The following is a 19,057-nucleotide window of genomic DNA, read 5'->3' as shown; positions in this document are numbered from 1 at the left end:
TCAGGCCCCTCCGCCCGGCAGGTACACGTACGCGCCCAGCACGTCGGCGGGTTTCTGCGCGATGACCTTGATGCCGCCGAGCCGGCCGCGGACGGCCTCGCGGACCCGGCGGTGCGACTCGCGCAGCTCCGCGGCGAGCTGATCGCCGCGTTGTTCCAGGTGGGGAACCAGGTCGGCCAGGTTGTCGATGACGCGGCTACTGGCAGTCTCGGCGAGTTCGGCGGCGGTGTTGCCGCTGGGTTTGGCGTCCAGCAGCGCGGCGGCTTGCGCATCGTCCAGCCACACGGCCTTCGCCGGGCTGCCTTCGAAGGCCAACAGACGGGCGTCCTCGGCGACCAGCTGCTGTTCCTCGCCACGCGAGGGCAGCGTCAGGTGGAATCGGTATCGGACCAGCAGCAGCGTGGTGCGCGTCGTGACGTCCCGAGTGGTGATGACACCGCTGCGGCGGGCGGGACGCTGCCATTCCGGCAGCGCCTTGTCTAGCGCCGAGTCCAGGACGAAGCGTGCGACGGCTCCGACCGCGGGGTCGGTGCGGACCAGCGCGATCTCTCCGCGCGGGACGGCCGGGTTGGTCCGCAGCTGGACATCCGGGCGCTCCTCGCCGCGGCGGTCGCCCAGGACCGCGCGCAGGGAGTCCCGAAGCCCCATCGGCAGCGGGGACGTCGTGGCGGTGAAGTCGCCCTCGGTCTCGGCGCCGGTGACGTCCGCACGCAGGGCTGTCAGTGCTTCGCGGACGAAGCCGCGTACCTCGCGTGTTGTGCCGAGGGCGTCCCGGACTTCCTTCACCTCGCGGGCGACGTCGTCGGGGCGGATGGTGCCCTGCGCATAGCGGGAGCGAGACTGGGTCTCACGTTCGGCGGTGGAGTTCCAGTCGATGTCGAGTTGAGCGGCCTGGTTGTCGAATTCGAGCTCCAGCATCGGCTGCTCAGCCTGGTCGCGCATCAGCAGCCACTCAAAGATGGCGTTGGTCACCGACTCCGAGGTCTCGTCCGGCACCGGCACGGAGACGCCGGTGGCCTTGCGGATCTCCCGGTGCTTCTTGACCAGGATCTCCAGCACCTTGCCGTCGATGCCGTTGTCGTCGCCGAAGATGGTGATGACGCGGACGTCGGGCGAGCGCTGCCCGAAGCGGTCCACGCGGCCTTCCCGCTGCTCGTGCCGGACCGGGTTCCACGCCAGGTCGTAGTGGATCACGGCGTTGAAGCTGTGCTGGAGGTTCACGCCCTCCGACAGGCAGTCGGTGGCCACCAGCACGCGCCGGGCGGCGGGATCGTCCTCGGTGGCTGCGTGCAAGGACTCGATGCGGTCGATGCGCTGCTGCGGGGACAGGGTTCCGGTGACGGCCTCGACCGTGGAGTTTCGTCCCAGGGCCGCCCCCAGGTGCTCGGCGACGTATTCGGCCGTCGGGATGAAGCGGCAGAACACGATCGGATGGTAGCCGTCGGCCGTGAGGGCCTTGACTTGCTTAATCAGCAGTTTGAGTTTTGCGTCCTTCTCCGGGCTCTCCAGGGCCTTCGCCGACTTCGCTAGCCCGAGCAGCGTCGGGTCACCGCCTTCGGCCGTTCCTGGGACGGCGTCCACGCCTTCCAGCTGATCGCCTTCGCCGGAGTCCAGGATCGCCGGTCGAGCCACCGCGTCGACCTCGGCTTCGGTGCCGGCCGCGACCGTGGCGGCCCGGGTCGTCAGCGTCGCGGCGGCGGCACGAGGGGATGAGGCGAGACTGCGCAGCAGCGCCAGTGCCGACCACCAGTTGGTCCGCACCTCGCGCTGCCCGCTGGCGGTGCGCAGGCGTTCGCGCGAGTAGTCCAGGCAGTGGTCGAACAGGGCGCGGTATTCGCCGGTGAGTTTGTAGGGCTCGTCCTTGAAGAACCGGTCGTCGGGGAACTCGGTGTCCTCGTTCAGGTAGTGGCGGATGTCCGCGCGGCGGCGCTGGATGAAGTGCTGCGCGACCAGTTGCCGACCGGCCTGCGCGCTGCGGTCGACGCCTGCGAGCTTCGGGTCCAGCAGCCCGAGCAGGTTCTGGAAGGCCTCTTCCTTGCCCGAGTGCGGCGTGGCGGTGACCAGCACCAGGTGCCGGTTCGGTGCGGCGGCCAGGTTCTGCAGGAGCTGGTAGCGCAGCTGGCCCTGCTGGTTTCCCTGCGCGGAGTCGGCGGCGACACTGGTGTGGGCCTCGTCGACGATCACCAGGTCGGGGCAGTGGCGGATGAACTCGTCGCGGTGCCGGTGAGACTTGATGAAGTCGGTGGAGACCACGACGTTCCGGTACTTGTCGAACAGCGACTGGCCGAGGTCCAGGCCGCGCTCCAAACCTGGAACCGTCGAGGCCAGGATCAGCTCGGCGTCGATCCCGAACTTGGTCCGCAGCTCGCCCTGCCACTGCTCGGCCAGGGCCGGGGAGCACAACACGGCCAAGCCGTTCGCGTCGCCCTGGGCCAGAAGCTCCGAGGCGATGAGCCCGGCCTCGATGGTCTTGCCGATGCCGACGTCATCGGATATCAGCAGCCGCACGGTCTCCTGACGCAGCGCCATCAGCAGCGGCACCAGCTGGTAGGGCCGAGGTTCGACGGCGATCCCGGCCAGCGAGCGGAACGGCCCGGCGCCGGACCGGAACCCGATGCGCAGCGCGGTCCTCAACAGGCCCGCGGCATGCGAGTCGCCGAGATCGTCGGCGCTCGGCCGCTGGAACTCCGCGGCCCGGACCTGCTCCAGTGCAGGGAAGACCGCGGCGACGTCGTCGTCGGAGCCGCCCAGCGGACGCAACACCAGGAAGTCCTCGACCGACCCCGGAAGCACCACCCAGTCCCGGTTGCGCACGGTGACCAGCGAGCCGATCTCGAACCTCACGATCGAGTGCCTTCCTATCGAGCCGGGGTGCCGAATACGGACGGAAACTTGCCGACCAGCTGCGACCAGTCGTCGTCGTAGCGGACGCTGATCACCAGCCAGCCCGCGTCCTCCAGGCGCTCGCGGGCGTCGGCATCGCGTAAGGATACTGATTCGTAGTCGTGGTGCGGGCCGTCGACGAAGACCGCGGCGTTGATCGACGGCAGCCGGTAGAGGTAGTCGGGTCGGGTGTGAAGGTCGGGCATCGAGGTCTGCGCGGTGTCAGGGAGCCGGTAGCCGCCGGCCCGTAGGAACGCGACGAAGTCGCTCTCCAGGCTGGATTCGGCTTGCGAGACCAACGTGTCCGCGTGTTCGTCGCGGGTGGTACCGGGGCCGGCCGGCGTGACGGTCGCGGAGGCGAAGCGCAGCAGCAGGTCCCGTACCGAGCGGCGGTCGATCTCGTCATGGACGAGCTGGTTGCCGTAGGAGAGCAGGCAGTCATAGCAGCCGCGCTCGCAGGCAGCGGTAACGCGGCCGTCCGCATCGATGGGGCCGCCGACGTCGGCGCCGGTATCGGGATCGTAGTGCGCGATGCGCAGCGCTTCGCGCGCAGCGCGGCGCAGCGCGTCGTTCTCGTGCAGACCCTGGAACCGGCGCAGCACTCCGGCCCCGCCCTCGGAGGCCTCCTGGAACAGAATCCGGTCGCGCGGTCCGGCGTCCGGCGGCAGGAGCTCGGTGACCAGTTCGGAGTCCTCCAGCTGGAACACCGCCTCGATGCCGCGCTCCAACGCGTACATCAGCGACAACGCCACCGGACGCTCCAATGCCTCGTGAAGCTTCAGCACGAGGATGTTGCGGCGGTCCTCCACGAACGGGATCACCTTGATACCGCGGGACTCGTCGACGAACCCGTCCGCGTCGTCGTCGGATCCGCCGCGTGCCAGCTCGTCGGCTTGCTTGGTGGACAGCCAGCGGCCGTCCAGCGGGTTGAGGTGGAAGCCATCGGACTCCTCCTCGGCGGTGCGAGAGTATCCGACGTTGGCGATCCGGATGGTCGCCGAATCGCCGTAGGACATGCGCGCGAGTGGCCCGGAGCTGTCGGCGGCCTCGGCGTCGATCCGGCCCGCGCGATCGCCGTGCGCGGTGAAGCGGAACGAGGTCCGCAGCCGGAAGCCAGCCCTGCGGCGTTCCTCCTCGTCGGAGGAGATCCGCTCCCGGCGCGTGGTGAACACCGTCGAGAGCTGAAGCAGGTTGCGGGTCTTCGCGCCCAGGCGAGTGTCGCAGAACTCGCACAGGTCAAGCCCGGGGCGGGGTGTCTGGTGGTAACCGCACTGCTCGCACCGGTACGCCTCGGTGGTGGTCAGCTCGCCGCCCTCGCTGGGCACCTGAATGCGGGTGACCTGGTAGCGGGCACCCTCATGGTAGATCAAGGCTTTGGGGCCGAACTCCCGGATCGCCAAGAACCTGGAACGCTGGAGGTAGTCGCCCTCCAGGGTTCCACCGCGTCCACTCCCCGGGATGAACGCGGCCAGCGGCAACCTCGGGAACGAATAGCCAGGAAGGAAGCCTTCGGAGGCGAAATAGCGGTAGGGGTTGAAGTCGGACAGCACCTGGTCCGTAGCGTCGTTCTTCAACAGCGATAGCTGCGCCTCGGCATCCTGCCGCCGGCGCTTGGCCGACTGCTGCTCCCGGACCGGCAACGCATGGTCCACGACGCGCCGATGCTGGATCTCCCGCTCGGCCAGTGCCGCGCGATAGAGGTCTCGCCAGCGGTCACAGGCCGCGTCGAATCGGATCGGCGCCTGGCTGACCGCGCGCTCGATCCATGCGTCCTCCCACCAGGACGTCTCCTCTAGCACCTTTCGGACACCAGCCAGGAACGCCGTGGCCCGGACGACCGCTCGGTCCTGATACCTGACGTCGCCGATCGCGTCCGAGATCTTCGGTAGCAGTGGAAGGCTCGGCGCACCGCCTCCCGGATTCGATGAGATGTCCAGGACGTCGGGCATGGCGCTGCCGAGCTTCTCCCCGACTTCGGCCAGCCAGACAGCGTGGACGTGCGAACGGACTAGGTCCTCATTGGCCAAGTCCAGCCGCGGTGCGGCCACCGAGCCAGCGACCATGCGCTCGGAGCGGCGAAAGTAGTACTGGTCGTGGCTGTTGCCGGTCGCGCAGTACGCCGTGACCAGCGCCGGCTGTCCCGACCGGCCAGCGCGTCCCGAGCGCTGCGCGTAGTTAGCCGGCGTCGGCGGGACGTTGCGCATGGACACCGCGTTGAGCGAGGAGATGTCCACTCCGAGTTCCATGGTCGGTGAGCAATACAGCAGCGGTAGCGTCACCCCCTTATCCGGATTGCCGCGGAAGCGTGCCTCCCGTTCCTCACGGACCTTCGCCGGGACTTGCGCGGTGTGCTCGGCGGCGTGCAGACCGCCGAGTGTCCGCGCCACGCCGCTGTAAAGGTCGCGGAAGAACGGGTTCACCCGCGGGGCGGCGTCCGCACCGTGGGTGCGGGTCAGCGGCTCGGGCGCGCCGCTCTGGCCGTCCGCGGCCTGCCAGATGAACTTCTCCGCGTTGATCCGGTAGCCGGGGCCGCCGTGCTCCGGCGGCACCACGACCGACAGCAGGCCGACTTCGGCCAGTACCCGCATGAGAGAGCTGATGATCTGCTGAGCGTCGTCGACAGCCACCCGATCCGGCCAGGCCGGGAAGGTAGTGCGGCGGCTCAGGTACTTGCCGAAACGGGCTCGGCCCGACATCAGCAGATCGGCCCGCGAGCCGCCGGGGCGGCCGCTTCGGGCGAAGGCGGTGCCGACCAGCGCGACCTGTTCCTTGTCGCCGATGGCCCAGGCGTCGTTGAGGCGACGGGAACTACGGACCAGGGAATCGAAGCCGTCCGTGGTCAGGCAGGACACGTCGATGGCCAGGCCCTTGCGCAGCTCGTCGAGCAGGATGGCCGCCACCGCGGCCCGGTTCCCAGGCTCGGCTTCCCGCAGCTGCGGCGCGGCGGATTCCCAGATCGGCTCGTAGGCGGCGATCTGCTCCAGGTCGGCGTACCCGACCTTCAGCAGTCCGGTTTGCTCCAGGTTCGGCATGGTCACGCGCCAGCCGCGCTGCAGATCCACGAACAGGCGGTACTCGATGACGTCCCGCAGCGCCTTGGCCGTGCGGTCCCGCTCGCCGAACATCTCGCCGGGGTTGGCGGCGTACTCCTCGGTCTGGAGTCCGAGCGCAGAGGCCACGTCGCGGGCCACCTGCTCGTAGCGCAGCCCCTCGCCGCCGGCGTTTGCCATCGCCTGATACAGCGCCCCGCGGATCTGCGTGACCTGCACGAAGTCGTTGAAGTGTCCGGCCTGCAGCGACGCGTCCTGGCGGTTGTCGACGAACGTCAGCAGCTTGCGGGCATCACGCGGCAGCTCGGTCAGTGGCATCGACTTCAGCGTCCGCACGATCGAGGAGCTGATGATGGTGGTCGCCGACGAGCGGCCCTCCTGGTTGAGGGAGGCGAGCTTGCCATAGTCACGCTGGCGTGGGGACTCATACGAGACGCCGCAGCGCAGGCAGAACTGGAACGACGGCAGGAACGCCGCACGCAGACCGGAACCCCGGTTCAACTCGGTGCCGAACTCGTCCACCCATGTGGTTCGCGGCAGGTATTTGCGGCGGCTGGGAACGATATCGTCCTGGCCGTCGCCGTCACGGGTCAGCCACGACTCCGGCAGCCACTGATCAGTCAGTATCTGCGCGAGATCGTCCGGCCAGGGCTTGTCGTCGGCGTCTGCGACGTAGAGGTACCCGTCATCGGCGTTGTTGGGCGAGTCGACGGTGCGGCGCGGCCGGTAGACCACGTCACCGTGGTGCTCCTCCCGCCACACCACCAGGTACTCCTGGCCGCACTGCCGGCAGAATGCCACCGGGATCAGCACCCGATTCGATCCGTCCGGGACTGTGACCTGGTAGGTGCGGGTGATTGCGCGTTCGGCTGGCGTCTGGAGGGTGACGTAGACGTTGTCGCCTTTGGACAAGAACTGGTGCAGACGGAAGGCGAACAGTGTGCGGCCGGCGGCATCGCGCGCCTCCGACCCAGCGTGCAGCGTCGATCGGATCGCCCGCTCGCACTCGTCCGGGGCCGCGCCGCTCGCGACGGCCAGCTGAGCGGCAGCACGCGCCACGGTGGTCGGCGCCTTGCGGATCAGCGCCCGCGATTCCGGCTCGGTGTCCAGACCGAATGTCGACTCGATCCAGGCAGCCAGCGGATCGGCCACCAGATCCTCGAAGGAAGTGGGTGGGGTGCGGCGTATTCGGTCGGTGGTCACCGCCGTGGGATCGGCCGTCGCGCGGACCAAGGTCTCGCCGATGACGCGTTCGGCTGGGATGGGCGTGCCGAACAGGCGAGACGCGACGTCCGCCACGACGACCTTGCGGTCGGCGATGGTTCCCTCGCTGGACATCGTCGCTGACGTCCCTACGCACTGGACGTCCGGGGACTGACAGGCGTCACGGACCCGGCGGATCAGCATCGCCACATCCGCGCCCTGCCGACCGCGGTACGTGTGTAGCTCGTCGAAGACCAGGAAACTCAGGCCCTGCGCCGCCCGGATCAGACCGCGCCGCTCCTCCGGGCGGGTAAGCATCAACTCAAGCATGACGTAGTTGGTCAGAAGGATGTCTGGCGGCTGCGACAGGATCGCCTTGCGGTCGTCCTGGGACTCCTGACCGGTGTAGCGGGCGAACGTCACCGGCTCGCGGCCCTCGCCGTACCCGTCGCGTAGGAACTTCGACAGCTCGTTCAACTGCGAGTTCGCCAGAGCGTTCATCGGATACACCACGATCGCCCGGACCTTGCGGCCCGCATCGTGCTCGCGGGCCCGCAACACCTGATCGACGATCGGAACAATGTAGGCCAGTGACTTGCCGGAGCCGGTGCCGGTCGTCAGCAGGTAACTGCCGCCCGAGGCCGCTGCCGCGATCGCGTCACGTTGGTGCCGGTGGAATGTCAACGGCTGGCCGGGATCGGACGCGGACTTGCCGATCCGGAAGATCCGCTCGCATTCCGGATGCAAAATGCCCTCACACACCAGCTCTGAGACAGTGCCACCGGAGGCGAAGGACGGATTGAGCGAAAGCCACGGATCCGGCCATTGCGTGCCCAGATCGAGGTCGGACTGCACCGCCGAGTTGATCCTCTGGTCACGGATCACGACAGACCCGGACGTGAATGCACGGTAGTCGTCGATCAGCCGCTCACGCACGCCAAAGATGTCCACACCACTCCTGTCTCGCCTGCCCGCTCGATCATCAGGAGCCTGGGCGGGAAGTCCCGACCTGCGACCATCAGGAGCCGACCGAGTGGGTGATCGACAGGGGCCAGTCGGGTGGAAAATGACACCCTAGGCAAGACCCCCCTTGCTGTCGGTAATCCTGCCACGACCTGGTAGTGGCGCGGTAGGGGTGATAAAGGTTCTGCGATGTTGCCCGCCCAGCAATCGTTCAGGCCGAGCAGATCTTCGTGAGGGTCGGGGGACGGACTACTCAGCCCGCTGAGGGTTCGGTCGTACCACTTTCCTGAGCAGGCATTCAAAGCCGATTATCATGACCTTGGCATCGCCTGTCTCTGGAGACCTCGTTGACCAGCAGGGTAGGGCACCTGCTCCAAGTGGCCACGCCGACATCGGCGAGAACCGACGACGCCGGCTGGTCGTCGACGTCCGTGACGAGGCGAAGCGCAGCAGAGGTGTCCTTGTTCCCTGAGAGATCTCGCTGAGGGCCTTGGCGTAGGCGGAAGGCTGTGTGGTTGCCGAGTAGGCGACGGGTTCGGAGTAGAACAGCGCCGTCAGACGCAGGACAGCCGCGACGCCCCGTTGACGGCACCTAGAAGATCAGGAACGCGGCGGTAACGAGGAGCCCGGCGGTCTTGGCCGTCCCCACTGAGCTGAGCCGGGACCTGGAGAAGATCAGTCTCTTCTTGAGTGGGCCAGGATTCGAGTTCCTGGTCGGCCCAGGCAGTCACCAAGCCCAGCAGGGGAGCTGGGCCAAGAGCAACGGGGCTACCTACCAATCACCGCGGCGCGCGCGTACCTTCAGACCACTGACTTTCGTGAAAGGGGGGAGCGCATGAACGAGAAGGTGCAGGCCGGCCTGGAGTTTCTGAAGAGATACGAGGGCATTGGATTCGCGGTGCGCGACATCGAGGACGCGCTGGGCCTCGAATGCAACACGCTCGCTTCCGCCTTCAACGTCTTGGAGAAGGACCGCGAGGAAGGCGAGGCGGGCCTGAAACGTGTCGGAGTTGTGCGGCCGGGGAGTAGCCGTGTCTACCAGGGATTCATGTACGTCGTCACAGGACGCACCGAGGGGAGTGAGTTTGTCGTGCGCGGCTTCGGGTGGGCCGAGAAGTGCCGGGTCACGTAGGGGGATCGGTGTCATCGCAGCCAGCTATGCCGCCGCTCTACAGCTCCTGGGCCCAACTTCCTGGCCAAAGCGGACCGCGCCGATTTCCGACGGTGGTGTGCAGCCAAGGCCCAGCGTACGAAGCGTGTCCGGCTGATATCTGGTGCACCGACCATCCTGTCGGTCACCACGGGCGATCGTCCTGGATGTGTTTCTGTTAGTCCGAGGCCGCTGCTGGGGATGCGGATCCCTCGCGATCGAGAAGTCGCCGATAACGGCGGAAGGCAAGCTGGCACCTTGGGACCCCGTCGGGCGGCGTATCGGTAGCCTCGGCCATCGGAAGCCGGTCCTCCTTAAGGGGATGTTCCCCGGAATTGGTGGAGTCTGCACGCTGGACAACCGTCCATCCGGCGCCACTGGGCGTCCTCGCTCGTCGCTAATATCCTCCGAGTTTCACCGGAGGGTCCTGGACCTGGTCAGTCGAGACCGGCTGTCCGATAAGCAGGTTGCCGAGATGCTCGGCATCACCGGTTGGTCCATCCGGAATTGGCGCCGCCAGACACAGCACTCTTCTCGCCACGTCAGATTGAGGCTGGGAAGGTCTAGGTCTCAGAGGGCCATCAGGGTCGAGACGGCTGGGCGCTCAAAACGTGTCCATCAAAGGTCAATGGACAACCGGGCAGGCACGATGTCTACTGTGCGGCTCGCCGGTGCCGTGTCGACGTCTGCGGACTGTAGGTGCATGTTGACGATGTCGAAACCGGAACCGCCGAGCAGTTCGCGGGATGCCTCCGAGACTGCGAGGCATGCAGCGATCACGCCGACGAAGGCAGCGCCGACAGCGGTGCCGGCCACTTGGACCACGCCGCACGGGTCGCGGTGCTTCAGGTCATCGAAGGCGGGGCTGTCGGGCAGATCGGTGCTGTGCTGCGACGAGTCGGCCCATCCGGGGACTTGGTCGCTGTTCTGGTCGGCGGGGAAGCGGCGCAGCAGTATCGCGTTGAAGTCAGCTGGCCCGGCGCCGAGGCCTGTGTCGATCGCGAGTGGCCATCTGATCGCTGAGATGGCCCGGCGGGTGGGGAGGTTGTCGACACCGATGAGGGCGACGTGGGCGTCGTCGGTAGTGATGCGGGTGTTTGCGTCCAGTCGTTGTTCGAGGATGTAAGTGCTGAAGCCGAGAGGGTCGAGGGCTGCTGCGACGATGCGGGTCTTGCGGAGTGGGCCGGGGTGGTGGGGCGTGAGCACGCCGGTGCTGTGGTTGGCGTCCACAGTCTTGTCGACGTCTTGGAGGACGATCGAGACGTTGGACGGGTTGGCATACGTGAGCCATGAGATGACCCATGCGTACGCCTGGCCGAGGTGTCCCAGTCCGACCAGCCACCAGTCGGCCGGTGCGTGAGTCAGTTCTGGACCGTCATCGATGTCGGTTCCGGGTCGCCATAGGTTGATGCGGTATGAGCGGTAGCCGATGTCGCTTCCCGGTCGGGCCTGTACCGCTCCGAACGCCTCGTGTACCCCGATCGCGCCTGCGCTTATCGCGGCGATGACGTTCCTTGTCGAGTCGTTCAGCGTGGGTATCGCAACGGTCGCAGGGCCGACGTAGGAGGTCCAGCCGCTCCAGCCGATGCGGAGCACGACCGCGCGCTGCGCGAGACCGTTGCTCAGCTCAACTGCGACTGGGCCGATGACCACCACCGGCCAGTGCTTCGGCACATTGCGCAGGTCACCTGCCAGGTTGGCACGTTCGGCGGCAACGAATGCGGCGATACTGCGGCCGCGATAGGGGCCGGCCGAGATCAGCGTGTCGCCGTCGGTGATGACAGTGATGGTGCCGAAGGCGCGCGCAGCGGTGGCGATCGCCGTACACAGGGCGGCCTGGCCCGTGACCCGGCGACAGATGTCGCGGTCGGCGACGATGACGATGCCGCTGGAGGCGTGGGTGGCGAGTGCTGCTTCCAATGTCGGTTGGGTGCCGTCGTGGACGCCGATCAGGGCGGTGCGGCTAATCGAGTCAATGTTTGTGATGCTCATTTCTTCCTCGGGTATCGAAGCCGTGGCACGGCCAGGCGGGTGAGCAACCTGCGCCACCAAGGAACTCGCGCCGCGAGAGGACGGACCTCCTCGACGTGGACGATCGCGGCGGCTTGCCCTCCATAGAAGGACGCCCAACCTCCTCCTTGGCGGATGTGCACGCCAAGGTCGACGGCGCTGGTGAGATCGACCGCGAAGAACGGCGCGATGAGCGCTATGTGGTCGTCGAGGGCGACCATCGGGTGGGCGGAGTCGGTGTGGCTTTGCCCGACGCTGCGATACGGGTGGGTGTGGATGTCGCCAACGACGCGGAGGGCGTTGCTGCGGCACAGGGCGTTGAGTGCGGTGTAGCCGTTTGCGTGGAACGTGATCCCGCCGGTCAGACAGTCCGGGTCGAGGTCGTCGTAGTACGCGACGGTGGTCACCGGCTGCGGCAGAGCGTCTGTGGGATGGTGCCGGTCGGTGAGCAGGAACGCCCCGGACTCCCGCTTGCCCTGGCTGCGGTCGGCGAGCTCTCTGATCATTTCCTTGAAGGTCGCGGCGTCGAAGGTCAGCAGTGGCGCCCTCACTGGACACCGCTGATCGGCTCTAGACGCGCGGGGGCGAGTTCCTTGTGCATCTCGCGCAGATAGAACCCGATGGTCCGGCTCCTGTTCCAAGCTCGGTCCCGATGTTGGTCGGCCCAATGGGGGTGAGTGGACAGGCCGATCCGGTCGCAGGCCATGTAGGGGGCGTTCTGGTTGCCCGGCGACCAGTCGGGGCGGAACACTTCCGGGTTCCGGCCAGAGACGGGCCACCGGGATACCGGCAACGGGGCGTTCGCCGCCAGGTCCCACGGCTGTCCCGCCGGCGCGGCCACTGGGTAGTCGTCGACGGTGAGCCGCAGGCCTACCTCCGCGCCGTTGTCGAGGCGTATCGCGACTGTCAGCGTCGGCCAGGCTAGGTCGACGATGCGCCACTGTCCGGCAGTGACCCCGCCGTCGACATCCGCGGCCTCAAGGTCGCAACGTAGACGCGTCAGGCAAGGGTTGCTGTCAGGTTCGGGCATGGTCGTCATCCCTGTGGCCGGACCGTGTGGACGAGGTCGACGGTGACGGCGCACGAATGCAGTGGGACCACTGCGCCAACCGGCTCGGCCAGGTTCAGGTCCTGCTCGGCTTCCGGGAGACGCAGAACCAGATCGGCGGCATCTCCCGGCGGGATGTTGAACGCGTCGATGGCCTTCGCGCGCACCTTCCGGAGATGAGTCGCCGGGTGTGCCTCGATGACCTTCTCCACGCCGCCGTAGGAGACGGTAACCGCGATCACATGACACTTGTGGACGACGACGTGGCCGGGCTCCGCACCGAAAAGCTCGGTCACTGTGAGGTCGATGTCGAGCTCGACCTCGTCACCGACGCGGTAGGCGTGCTCCTCTGCCTCTACGTCCACGATCTCGCGAAGCCGTGTCTGCGGCTCGGTCTCCCGGGTCTGTGCTCCGCCGTTGCCCGCCGCGTACGTGTGGATTCGCATTGCCTGCTCACCCCTCGTTTTTGGGAATAGAAGGCTGACACCCCTTGTTTCATCAAAGTGTCAGTGGCTCAAGTGTGAGGTGTGGCACGTGTTGCAGTCAAGCTTCAAAGCTCTTTCGCTGCGCGGTACGGTGTCGACATGAGCCCAGACAGCCCTTTGCTGCCGTTTCCCGAGCTCGAACAGGGTGATTCGGAGGTTGTGGAGCAGTTCGACGCCGCTGCGCTCGGCCGGCTCCTGAAGGAGCGCCGCGGCCCGCTGTCCCTGAGGCAGGCCGCCGCCGAGGCCGACGTCAGCTTCAGCACCTTCTCCAGGGTCGAGGCGGGGGCCCAGCCGGACCTGGCCACGTTTACCCGGCTGTGCGCGTGGCTGGGAGTGCCGGCCAGTCGCTTCTTCACCCAGGTCGTCGAGCGCGAGGTCTCGCAGCTGGACCAGGCGATCACCCACCTATACACCGACCCGCGCCTGACTGAGGATGCCGCCGCGAAGATCACGTCGGTGATGCGCGACATGTACAACGCGCTTGCGCGCGACGACACACCTGCGCGGCCCCTGGTTGCCTGTCACCTGCGCGCAGCCTCGGTCATGCGCCCAGGTGTCCCCCAAAGACTCGCCGAGATCCTCACCGACATGAACGATGAACTCCGACGACAGGTGGAGGCGGGAGAGCTGTGACCCTGCCGCGAGGCTTCAAGGCCAAAGCAGAACGCGAGGCGCTGCGCCTCCGCAATGAACTCGGGCTACGCGATACCGATGCCCTCAAGGTCGAAGCCCTCGCCGAACATCTCGGCGTCAAGGTCGTCAGCGCCGACCGGCTCATCGACCGGACCCGGCTGGAGGATCTCGAACGGGTCCAGGCATATGCGTTCTCCGCCGCGACCTTCCAGATCAACAACCAGAGCTACGTTGTGACCAACCCGCTTCGCGCACCTGAACGGCAAACCAGCGATGTGGCCCACGAGCTGTCCCACATCATGCTCGGCCACGACCTGACCGAGGTCCGAGAGGTCAACGGAATGCCGTTCCGCACCTGTCGGCCCGACGAGGAAGAACAGGCGACCGCCTTCGGCGGGACGATCCTGCTGCCCCGCACCCTGCTACTCGACGCGGCCCGTCGCAAGCTGAATCCCGAACAGATCGCCGCCCAGTACGGAGTGACCGACGAGATGGCGCGCTTCCGGTACAACACGACCGGCGTCGCCAAACAACAAGTGCGCGGCTCCCGGACCACCAACACCTGGGGTGCGAAGGCGTAGAGAACGGGATAGCCGGACAGCCTGTCGCAAGATCATCCGTGCGGCAAATTGCCGCACGGGTCGTCATCCACCGACATTGACTCGACATGCAATGTTTGATTCAACACTCTAACCTCGTTATAGTTTCGCAACTTGTTAATGTCGAGTCCCACGCGCTCACGAACACGTTTTCGAAACCTCCAACTCGGGGGCGCCTTTCCGCTGGTCGAGGCGTCGCGGCGCAGCTCGGGCCAGTCGTCTGGCAAGACTCGATGAAGGGCTCTGTCTCACTCTGCGCTGTTGTTGATCTAGGTCTTTCCGTGATCACGAGCTATACCCGAGCTGATCATGGTCGGTGTCGGCCCAGCAGCCCGACAGGCCACCCGCGCGGGCTGCGTCGACCGGGGTCAGGCCCGACGACCGTCAGGGCGGCGGTACGGTGACACCGACAGGGCCGGTCGTGCACGTCGCACCCCGTGGGTCCCGGTGGCGTTCGGCCGCGGCGCGTGCGGGCCGACAGGCGCGATCGGTATAACTGCGAACCGCGAACGGCGGCCGACAGGGCGGCCCGCGCGGCCCGACGAACGAGCACAGACAAAGGCGGCCGCGGTCCACCAGGCAGTTCCAGCATCTGCAAGCAGACTGGTCGCGGCGGTTCAGGGTGATCCCCGCGACCCATATCGGCCGTCGCGATACTGACTCTGGCGATGAGCGTGGAGACCGAACAACACGGTGCGCCCAACCACCAGCGCATCGATGACTGCGTCGTCCGCACAGCCGCCTACGGCCGGCCGGGGATCCGCGCCGAGGTCTGTGTCGCGGTGGTGACGCCTATCGACGCTGGTGCTGGGTTCGGGGTCGCTTCTGGGTCGCTCGTCCCCAAGGGAGGCGACATGGTCCATGGGCACAGCGTGGTCTGGCTGCCTGACGTCGGGCTCACGGTCGACTTGCGATCCTCGAGGCGACGAGGCGTACACACTCAACTGCCGCCCTGCTGCCACGCCGCCTCAGCCCGCACGGGATTCGACCAGAACCTTCGCGTCCAGCGCGTCAGGCATGTGACCGATGGTCTGGAGGTCAGCTTCGATCAGGTAGACCTCTGCGTTCCCGTCGATGGCGAGGAAGTACCTGAGTCCGCCGAACGTGCCGATGGGAAACAGGTCGCGTTCCATCAGCCCGCTCAGCTCGACGAACCGATCCTCTTCCCCACTGCACAGCATCGGCTCCAGATCGAACCGTTCACGAGTTCGCTCCAGTCCAGGGCCGTTGTTCCCTACGTCGAGCCCACCGAATCTTGATAGGAATTCCTCCGTAGCCGGACTCATGATGCAGTCCGAGGACTCGAAGTGCGCGCCAGGCTTCGACATCGACGGAGCGCCGTGGCCGCCAACTGGCGTCAGTCAGCGTGGCCAGCGTTTCGGGGGGGGAGAAGGCGGACACCGTGGCCTCACTCAGTTGCAGCAAGGATGAACACCGGTGTGGTGATCGAGATGGTTTCGGGCCGGGAGGTCCGAGGCTACGGGCCGGCGGGGCCCAGCCGTGTCTCGATTAGTGCCATCGCAGCTTCTTCCTGACCGTCTAAGCACTTCGCATAGACATCCAGCAGCATCTTGACGCTGTGGCCGGCCCATTCCGCAACCTGTGCAGCTGCCACCCCGGCGTTCAGCCAAGTGGAAACTGCAGCATGTCGCAGATCGTAAGGCCGCCTGCCCAGTGGCGACCGGACTTGAGGCGGGGTGAGAGCTACGTTCCGTGCGGCGTGCCAGACCTTGTTGTACGAGGAGTAGATGTATGGCTCGTCCCGAGTGTTACGGAACAGCCGGCCATCATCGGTGACGCCGAACGCGGCGATGTGCGCCTGCAGGTGCCTGACCAGTTCGGGATGGGCCGGAACGTGGCGTTCGTCGCCGTCCTCGCGGTGCTTGAGAGATTTGCGTTGGTGCCCGGTCCCATTGTCAGTCCACGCTGGTCCTGTGTAAGGCGTGGCGCCATCCAGGGTCAGCCATCCCCATCCCGATTCCGGCAGCAAGCAGTCGTCGATCCGGAGGGCCATGATTTCGCTGGGCCGCAAGGCCGCAAAGTACATGGTTGCGAAGAACGCGACCAGTCGCTTACCCTCAGACCCTTGAGCGGTGACAGCGTCCAGAAGAGCCCTGGCCTGCTCTGGGTTGACCACGCAGCGCCGGTCGACGCCCGCTGTGCGCCAGGTGATGGCTTCTTTGATCCGGTCCATCGGATTGCGGTCGAGTAGCTCCAGCTCCACGGCGTAGTTGAGCGCGGAGACGAGCACCGAGCGCTTGTTCCGGCGGGTCTTCGATGAATACGGCCGACCATCCAGCGAGGTCAAGGTCGTCGCAAACGCCGCGCGAGCAATCCGGGGATCTAGCAGGTCGGTCAGCGGGCGTGAGTGTTTTTCGATCCAGGCGATCGCGTCGGTGTACTTACTTGGTGGAGGTCCGGCTTCCCTGGCGGTCTTGTTGAATGACCAGCTCGCCAGCGCACGGAACAGCGTCCTGGGGTTGGGTGCGCCGACCTCGCTCGTGACGATGCCCGTAGTGACGGTGGCCAGGCACTCCGCATAGCTGCGACGCGAACCGCACTGTAGGAATGGCCACTTCATGTCGTTGAACTCGATCGCGTGCTGGTACCACGTCAGCTCCCGCTCCTCGACCGGTTGGGACACGGGTGCGCTGATGACTGTGTCGAAGTAGGTGCTCGTGGCAGCTCTGGAACGCGTCGAGGCTGGCCACGAGGTGATCTCTTGCTTTGTCATGGGCGAAACCATGACGTTCGTAAGTATTCGAAGCAAGGTGCGCGTGACATAAGTAGGCCAAACGGGGACTGCTAGGCAGCGTGGCACATGCTGACCCCGAACCTTCAGGCGAAGAATCCTGATCGTAGGATTCTGTGACAGGCTTCTTGGATATGATCTGTGTGTCTTCTATCGGCGGCCGCGTCAACGGGCAGTTCGCGCCTGGCTGTTCGAGGTGTAGGTCGTTACGCCTCATCCCTACCTGTGGCTGCGCCCGGTCCCGACTGGGGGCTGAGCCCGACTCCGACATGGTTACGTCCGGGGAAGACCATCTGATCGGCAACAGCGAGGTGGGTGACGCGCTCGGGCGCCACGACTCCTGAGCCAAACGACTACCCATGCTGGCCTACGGCCGCGCCGGCTGCGGTCAGGTCTCGGAGGCTTCCACCGGTTCGATGGCTAGGATCCGGTCGAGGTTGAACCAGCGTTCGGCCTGGCGCAGATGGCACCGGGCCAGCAGCGGCCGTGACGAACGCGCAGCCACGACGCACCTTGTGCCAGCGGGTCTCGGCCACCGTCACCGAACGCGGCGGAATATCGTGACGCTACCAGCGGGCGACCCCTGCCGAGATGCGCGGCAACGCCTTCCCGCGGTCCACGCAGCCGGTGAGAACACGTCCAGCAGCGTCGCGTCCGGGACGTCCACCAGCGCCAGCGACGCCCCTGCACTGCCAGACTGCCGACCGGACGCCGTGCGGATTCACCGCGCGGGGGATGGGCGTGGCAGGTCGGTAAACAGTACCGGAGCTTGTGGCTGCGGCGCAGGTCACAGGGATCATGTATCAAGGCTTTTTCATAGCTCCTCAGGTCCACACAACGTATTGGGGCCTTCCAGAGAAGTCTGGAAGGCCCCAATACGTTTCTCTGCGCTACTGCATATGACTGCATGCCCGGACCGGTGCGTTTGTCCCGGGAGTCGTCCGGCTAGATCTGCTCCATGTTCGGACACCTACGTTTCGTGGCGGCCTGCGCAGCCGTCGCCGGCCTGCTGGCGGTCTCCGCCACGACAGCGACGGAGACAGCGGCCGGCGCCGCGAGACCGGCAACCCACGATCCCGGTCTCCAGCAGGAGCTGGAAGCGCTGGTGCACGAGCCCGGCGGCCCACCCGGGGTCATCGTGACCTTCAAGAGTCACGACGCCATCAGCGTCTACCGCGCAGGGGTCGCCGACCTCGCAACAGGACGGCGTCCGGATCAGTACGACGCCATGCGAACCGCCAGCGTCTCCAAGGCCTACAGCGGCGCCGTGGCGCTGACGCTGGCCGGGTGGGGAGTGCTCGGGCTCGACGACACCATCGCACGCCGGCTCCCGACGCTGCCGGCCGCCTGGGGCGCCGTCACGCTCCGCCAGCTGTTGCAGCACACCAGCGGGCTCCCGGACTACTCGGCGGAGCCGGCGTTCCACGACGTGCTCAGCGCGGATCCCCATCACGTGTTCGCGCCGAACCAGCTGCTGTCATTCGTCGCCTCAGAGCCGCTGCGGTTCGCACCAGGTACGCGATATCAGTACTCCAACTCCGACAACATCGCCGTCGCGCTCATGACCGCGGCTGCCACCGGTCGGACGTACGAGCAGCTGCTGAGTGCTCTGCTCTCCACACGCCTCGGGCTCTACAGAACGACCCTTCCAAAGGGCTACAAGATGCCGGCCCACTACATGCACGGCTATGGGGTCCGGGACGGCCAGCTGAAGGACGTGAGCACGGAGTTCAGCGCATCGGCCTCCTGGGCGTCCGGAGCCATCGTGTCGACGCCGAGCGAGCTGAACGCCTTCTTCGCGGCCTACGCAGGCCCTCGGCTGCTTCCAGAGCGCGTGCGCCAGGCGCAGCTGACGTTCATCCCCGGCGGGTCCGAACCTCCGGGGCCCGGCACGAACGCAGCCGGGCTCGGACTCTTCCGCTACTCGACCCGGTGCGGCGTCGTCTACGGACACACCGGCAACACGTCGGGATACACGCAGTTCGCCGCGGCCTCACCGGACGGCACGCGCTCGATGACGTTCTCGGTGAACGCGCAGATCACTCCGAACAGCGATCAGATGGTCTTCGACCAGATGCGGAAGGTCGAGGAAGACGCGGTCTGCGCACTACTCAGCAAGTGACGGCACGCCAAAACGACTCAGGCCCCGAACCGTATGGTTCGGGGCCTGAGTTCTAAATTTAGTCCGGCCGCGTCCTACTCTCCCACCAGGTCCCCCTGGCAGTACCATCGGCGCTGGCGGGCTTAGCTTCCGGGTTCGGAATGGGACCGGGCGTTTCCC

12 protein-coding genes and 1 rRNA gene are annotated in these 19,057 nt (G+C 66.5%); 4 read left to right on the top strand and 9 right to left on the bottom strand.

The genetic code is table 11. The features are described from left to right. On the bottom strand, positions 1-2,844 hold the full coding sequence (locus ABH935_RS20455) for a helicase-related protein (RefSeq protein WP_370379510.1): 2,844 nt from the start codon (positions 2,842-2,844) through the stop codon (positions 1-3). 14 nt (positions 2,845-2,858) lie between these two features. Beyond that, positions 2,859-8,087, bottom strand: coding sequence for a DEAD/DEAH box helicase (locus tag ABH935_RS20450; RefSeq protein WP_370379509.1), 5,229 nt, complete (start codon positions 8,085-8,087; stop codon positions 2,859-2,861). A gap of 847 nt (positions 8,088-8,934) precedes the next feature. Here ABH935_RS20450 and ABH935_RS20445 point away from each other — a divergent pair. Next, a complete protein-coding gene (locus ABH935_RS20445; RefSeq protein ID WP_370379508.1) occupies positions 8,935-9,231 on the top strand; it encodes a hypothetical protein in 297 nt (98 codons plus the stop codon). A gap of 636 nt (positions 9,232-9,867) precedes the next feature. Here the strand turns inward: ABH935_RS20445 and ABH935_RS20440 are convergent. From ABH935_RS20440 to ABH935_RS20425, 4 genes are read right to left on the bottom strand one after another with little or no spacing between them, the layout of a single operon-like run. Beyond that, on the bottom strand, positions 9,868-11,241 hold the full coding sequence (locus tag ABH935_RS20440) for a hypothetical protein (RefSeq protein ID WP_370379507.1): 1,374 nt from the start codon (positions 11,239-11,241) through the stop codon (positions 9,868-9,870). After that, positions 11,238-11,810 (bottom strand): hypothetical protein, encoded by a 573-nt coding sequence (locus ABH935_RS20435; RefSeq protein WP_370379506.1) that lies wholly within the window; start codon positions 11,808-11,810, stop codon positions 11,238-11,240. The genes ABH935_RS20440 and ABH935_RS20435 overlap by 4 nt, the downstream gene beginning before the upstream one ends. After that, a complete protein-coding gene (locus ABH935_RS20430) occupies positions 11,807-12,289 on the bottom strand; it encodes a hypothetical protein (protein ID WP_370379505.1) in 483 nt (160 codons plus the stop codon). Before ABH935_RS20430 ends, ABH935_RS20435 begins: the two co-directional genes overlap by 4 nt. A 5-nt stretch (positions 12,290-12,294) precedes the next feature. Beyond that, on the bottom strand, positions 12,295-12,753 hold the full coding sequence (locus ABH935_RS20425; protein WP_370379504.1) for a hypothetical protein: 459 nt from the start codon (positions 12,751-12,753) through the stop codon (positions 12,295-12,297). A gap of 138 nt (positions 12,754-12,891) precedes the next feature. Here ABH935_RS20425 and ABH935_RS20420 point away from each other — a divergent pair, with 138 nt between their 5' ends. Together ABH935_RS20420 and ABH935_RS20415 are read left to right on the top strand one after the other, a co-directional pair. After that, positions 12,892-13,425: a helix-turn-helix domain-containing protein gene (locus ABH935_RS20420; RefSeq protein ID WP_370379503.1), complete on the top strand. Its 534-nt coding sequence runs from the start codon at positions 12,892-12,894 to the stop codon at positions 13,423-13,425. After that, on the top strand, positions 13,422-14,006 hold the full coding sequence (locus ABH935_RS20415) for an ImmA/IrrE family metallo-endopeptidase (protein ID WP_370379502.1): 585 nt from the start codon (positions 13,422-13,424) through the stop codon (positions 14,004-14,006). The genes ABH935_RS20420 and ABH935_RS20415 overlap by 4 nt, the downstream gene beginning before the upstream one ends. A 986-nt stretch (positions 14,007-14,992) precedes the next feature. Here the strand turns inward: ABH935_RS20415 and ABH935_RS20410 are convergent. Beyond that, complete coding sequence (locus ABH935_RS20410) at positions 14,993-15,352, bottom strand: SUKH-3 domain-containing protein (protein WP_370379501.1); 360 nt, start codon at positions 15,350-15,352, stop codon at positions 14,993-14,995. 149 nt (positions 15,353-15,501) lie between these two features. Beyond that, positions 15,502-16,758, bottom strand: a complete 1,257-nt coding sequence (locus ABH935_RS20405) for a tyrosine-type recombinase/integrase (protein ID WP_370379500.1) — start codon at positions 16,756-16,758, stop codon at positions 15,502-15,504. Positions 16,759-17,734: 976 nt separating this feature from the next. Here ABH935_RS20405 and ABH935_RS20400 point away from each other — a divergent pair. Continuing rightward, a complete protein-coding gene (locus tag ABH935_RS20400) occupies positions 17,735-18,898 on the top strand; it encodes a serine hydrolase domain-containing protein (RefSeq protein ID WP_370379499.1) in 1,164 nt (387 codons plus the stop codon). Between the two features lie 61 nt (positions 18,899-18,959). Here ABH935_RS20400 and rrf read toward each other — a convergent pair. Beyond that, positions 18,960-19,057 (bottom strand): 5S ribosomal RNA (gene rrf, locus ABH935_RS20395); the annotation flags it as partial.

This window comes from Catenulispora sp. GAS73, from assembly GCF_041262085.1.
GTDB lineage: Bacteria > Actinomycetota > Actinomycetes > Streptomycetales > Catenulisporaceae > Catenulispora.
This window is presented reverse-complemented; position numbering and strand designations above follow the sequence as displayed.

Excerpts from the sequence above, each read along its gene's own strand:
- ABH935_RS20445 (WP_370379508.1), top strand. The coding sequence starts at position 8,935 with ATGAACGAGAAGGTGCAGGCCGGCCTGGAGTTTCTGAAGAGATACGAG.
- ABH935_RS20440 (WP_370379507.1), bottom strand. The coding sequence starts at position 11,241 with ATGAGCATCACAAACATTGACTCGATTAGCCGCACCGCCCTGATCGGC.
- ABH935_RS20430 (WP_370379505.1), bottom strand. The coding sequence starts at position 12,289 with ATGCCCGAACCTGACAGCAACCCTTGCCTGACGCGTCTACGTTGCGAC.
- ABH935_RS20425 (WP_370379504.1), bottom strand. The coding sequence starts at position 12,753 with ATGCGAATCCACACGTACGCGGCGGGCAACGGCGGAGCACAGACCCGG.
- ABH935_RS20420 (WP_370379503.1), top strand. The coding sequence starts at position 12,892 with ATGAGCCCAGACAGCCCTTTGCTGCCGTTTCCCGAGCTCGAACAGGGT.
- ABH935_RS20410 (WP_370379501.1), bottom strand. The coding sequence starts at position 15,352 with ATGTCGAAGCCTGGCGCGCACTTCGAGTCCTCGGACTGCATCATGAGT.
- ABH935_RS20405 (WP_370379500.1), bottom strand. The coding sequence starts at position 16,758 with ATGACAAAGCAAGAGATCACCTCGTGGCCAGCCTCGACGCGTTCCAGA.
- ABH935_RS20400 (WP_370379499.1), top strand. The coding sequence starts at position 17,735 with ATGTTCGGACACCTACGTTTCGTGGCGGCCTGCGCAGCCGTCGCCGGC.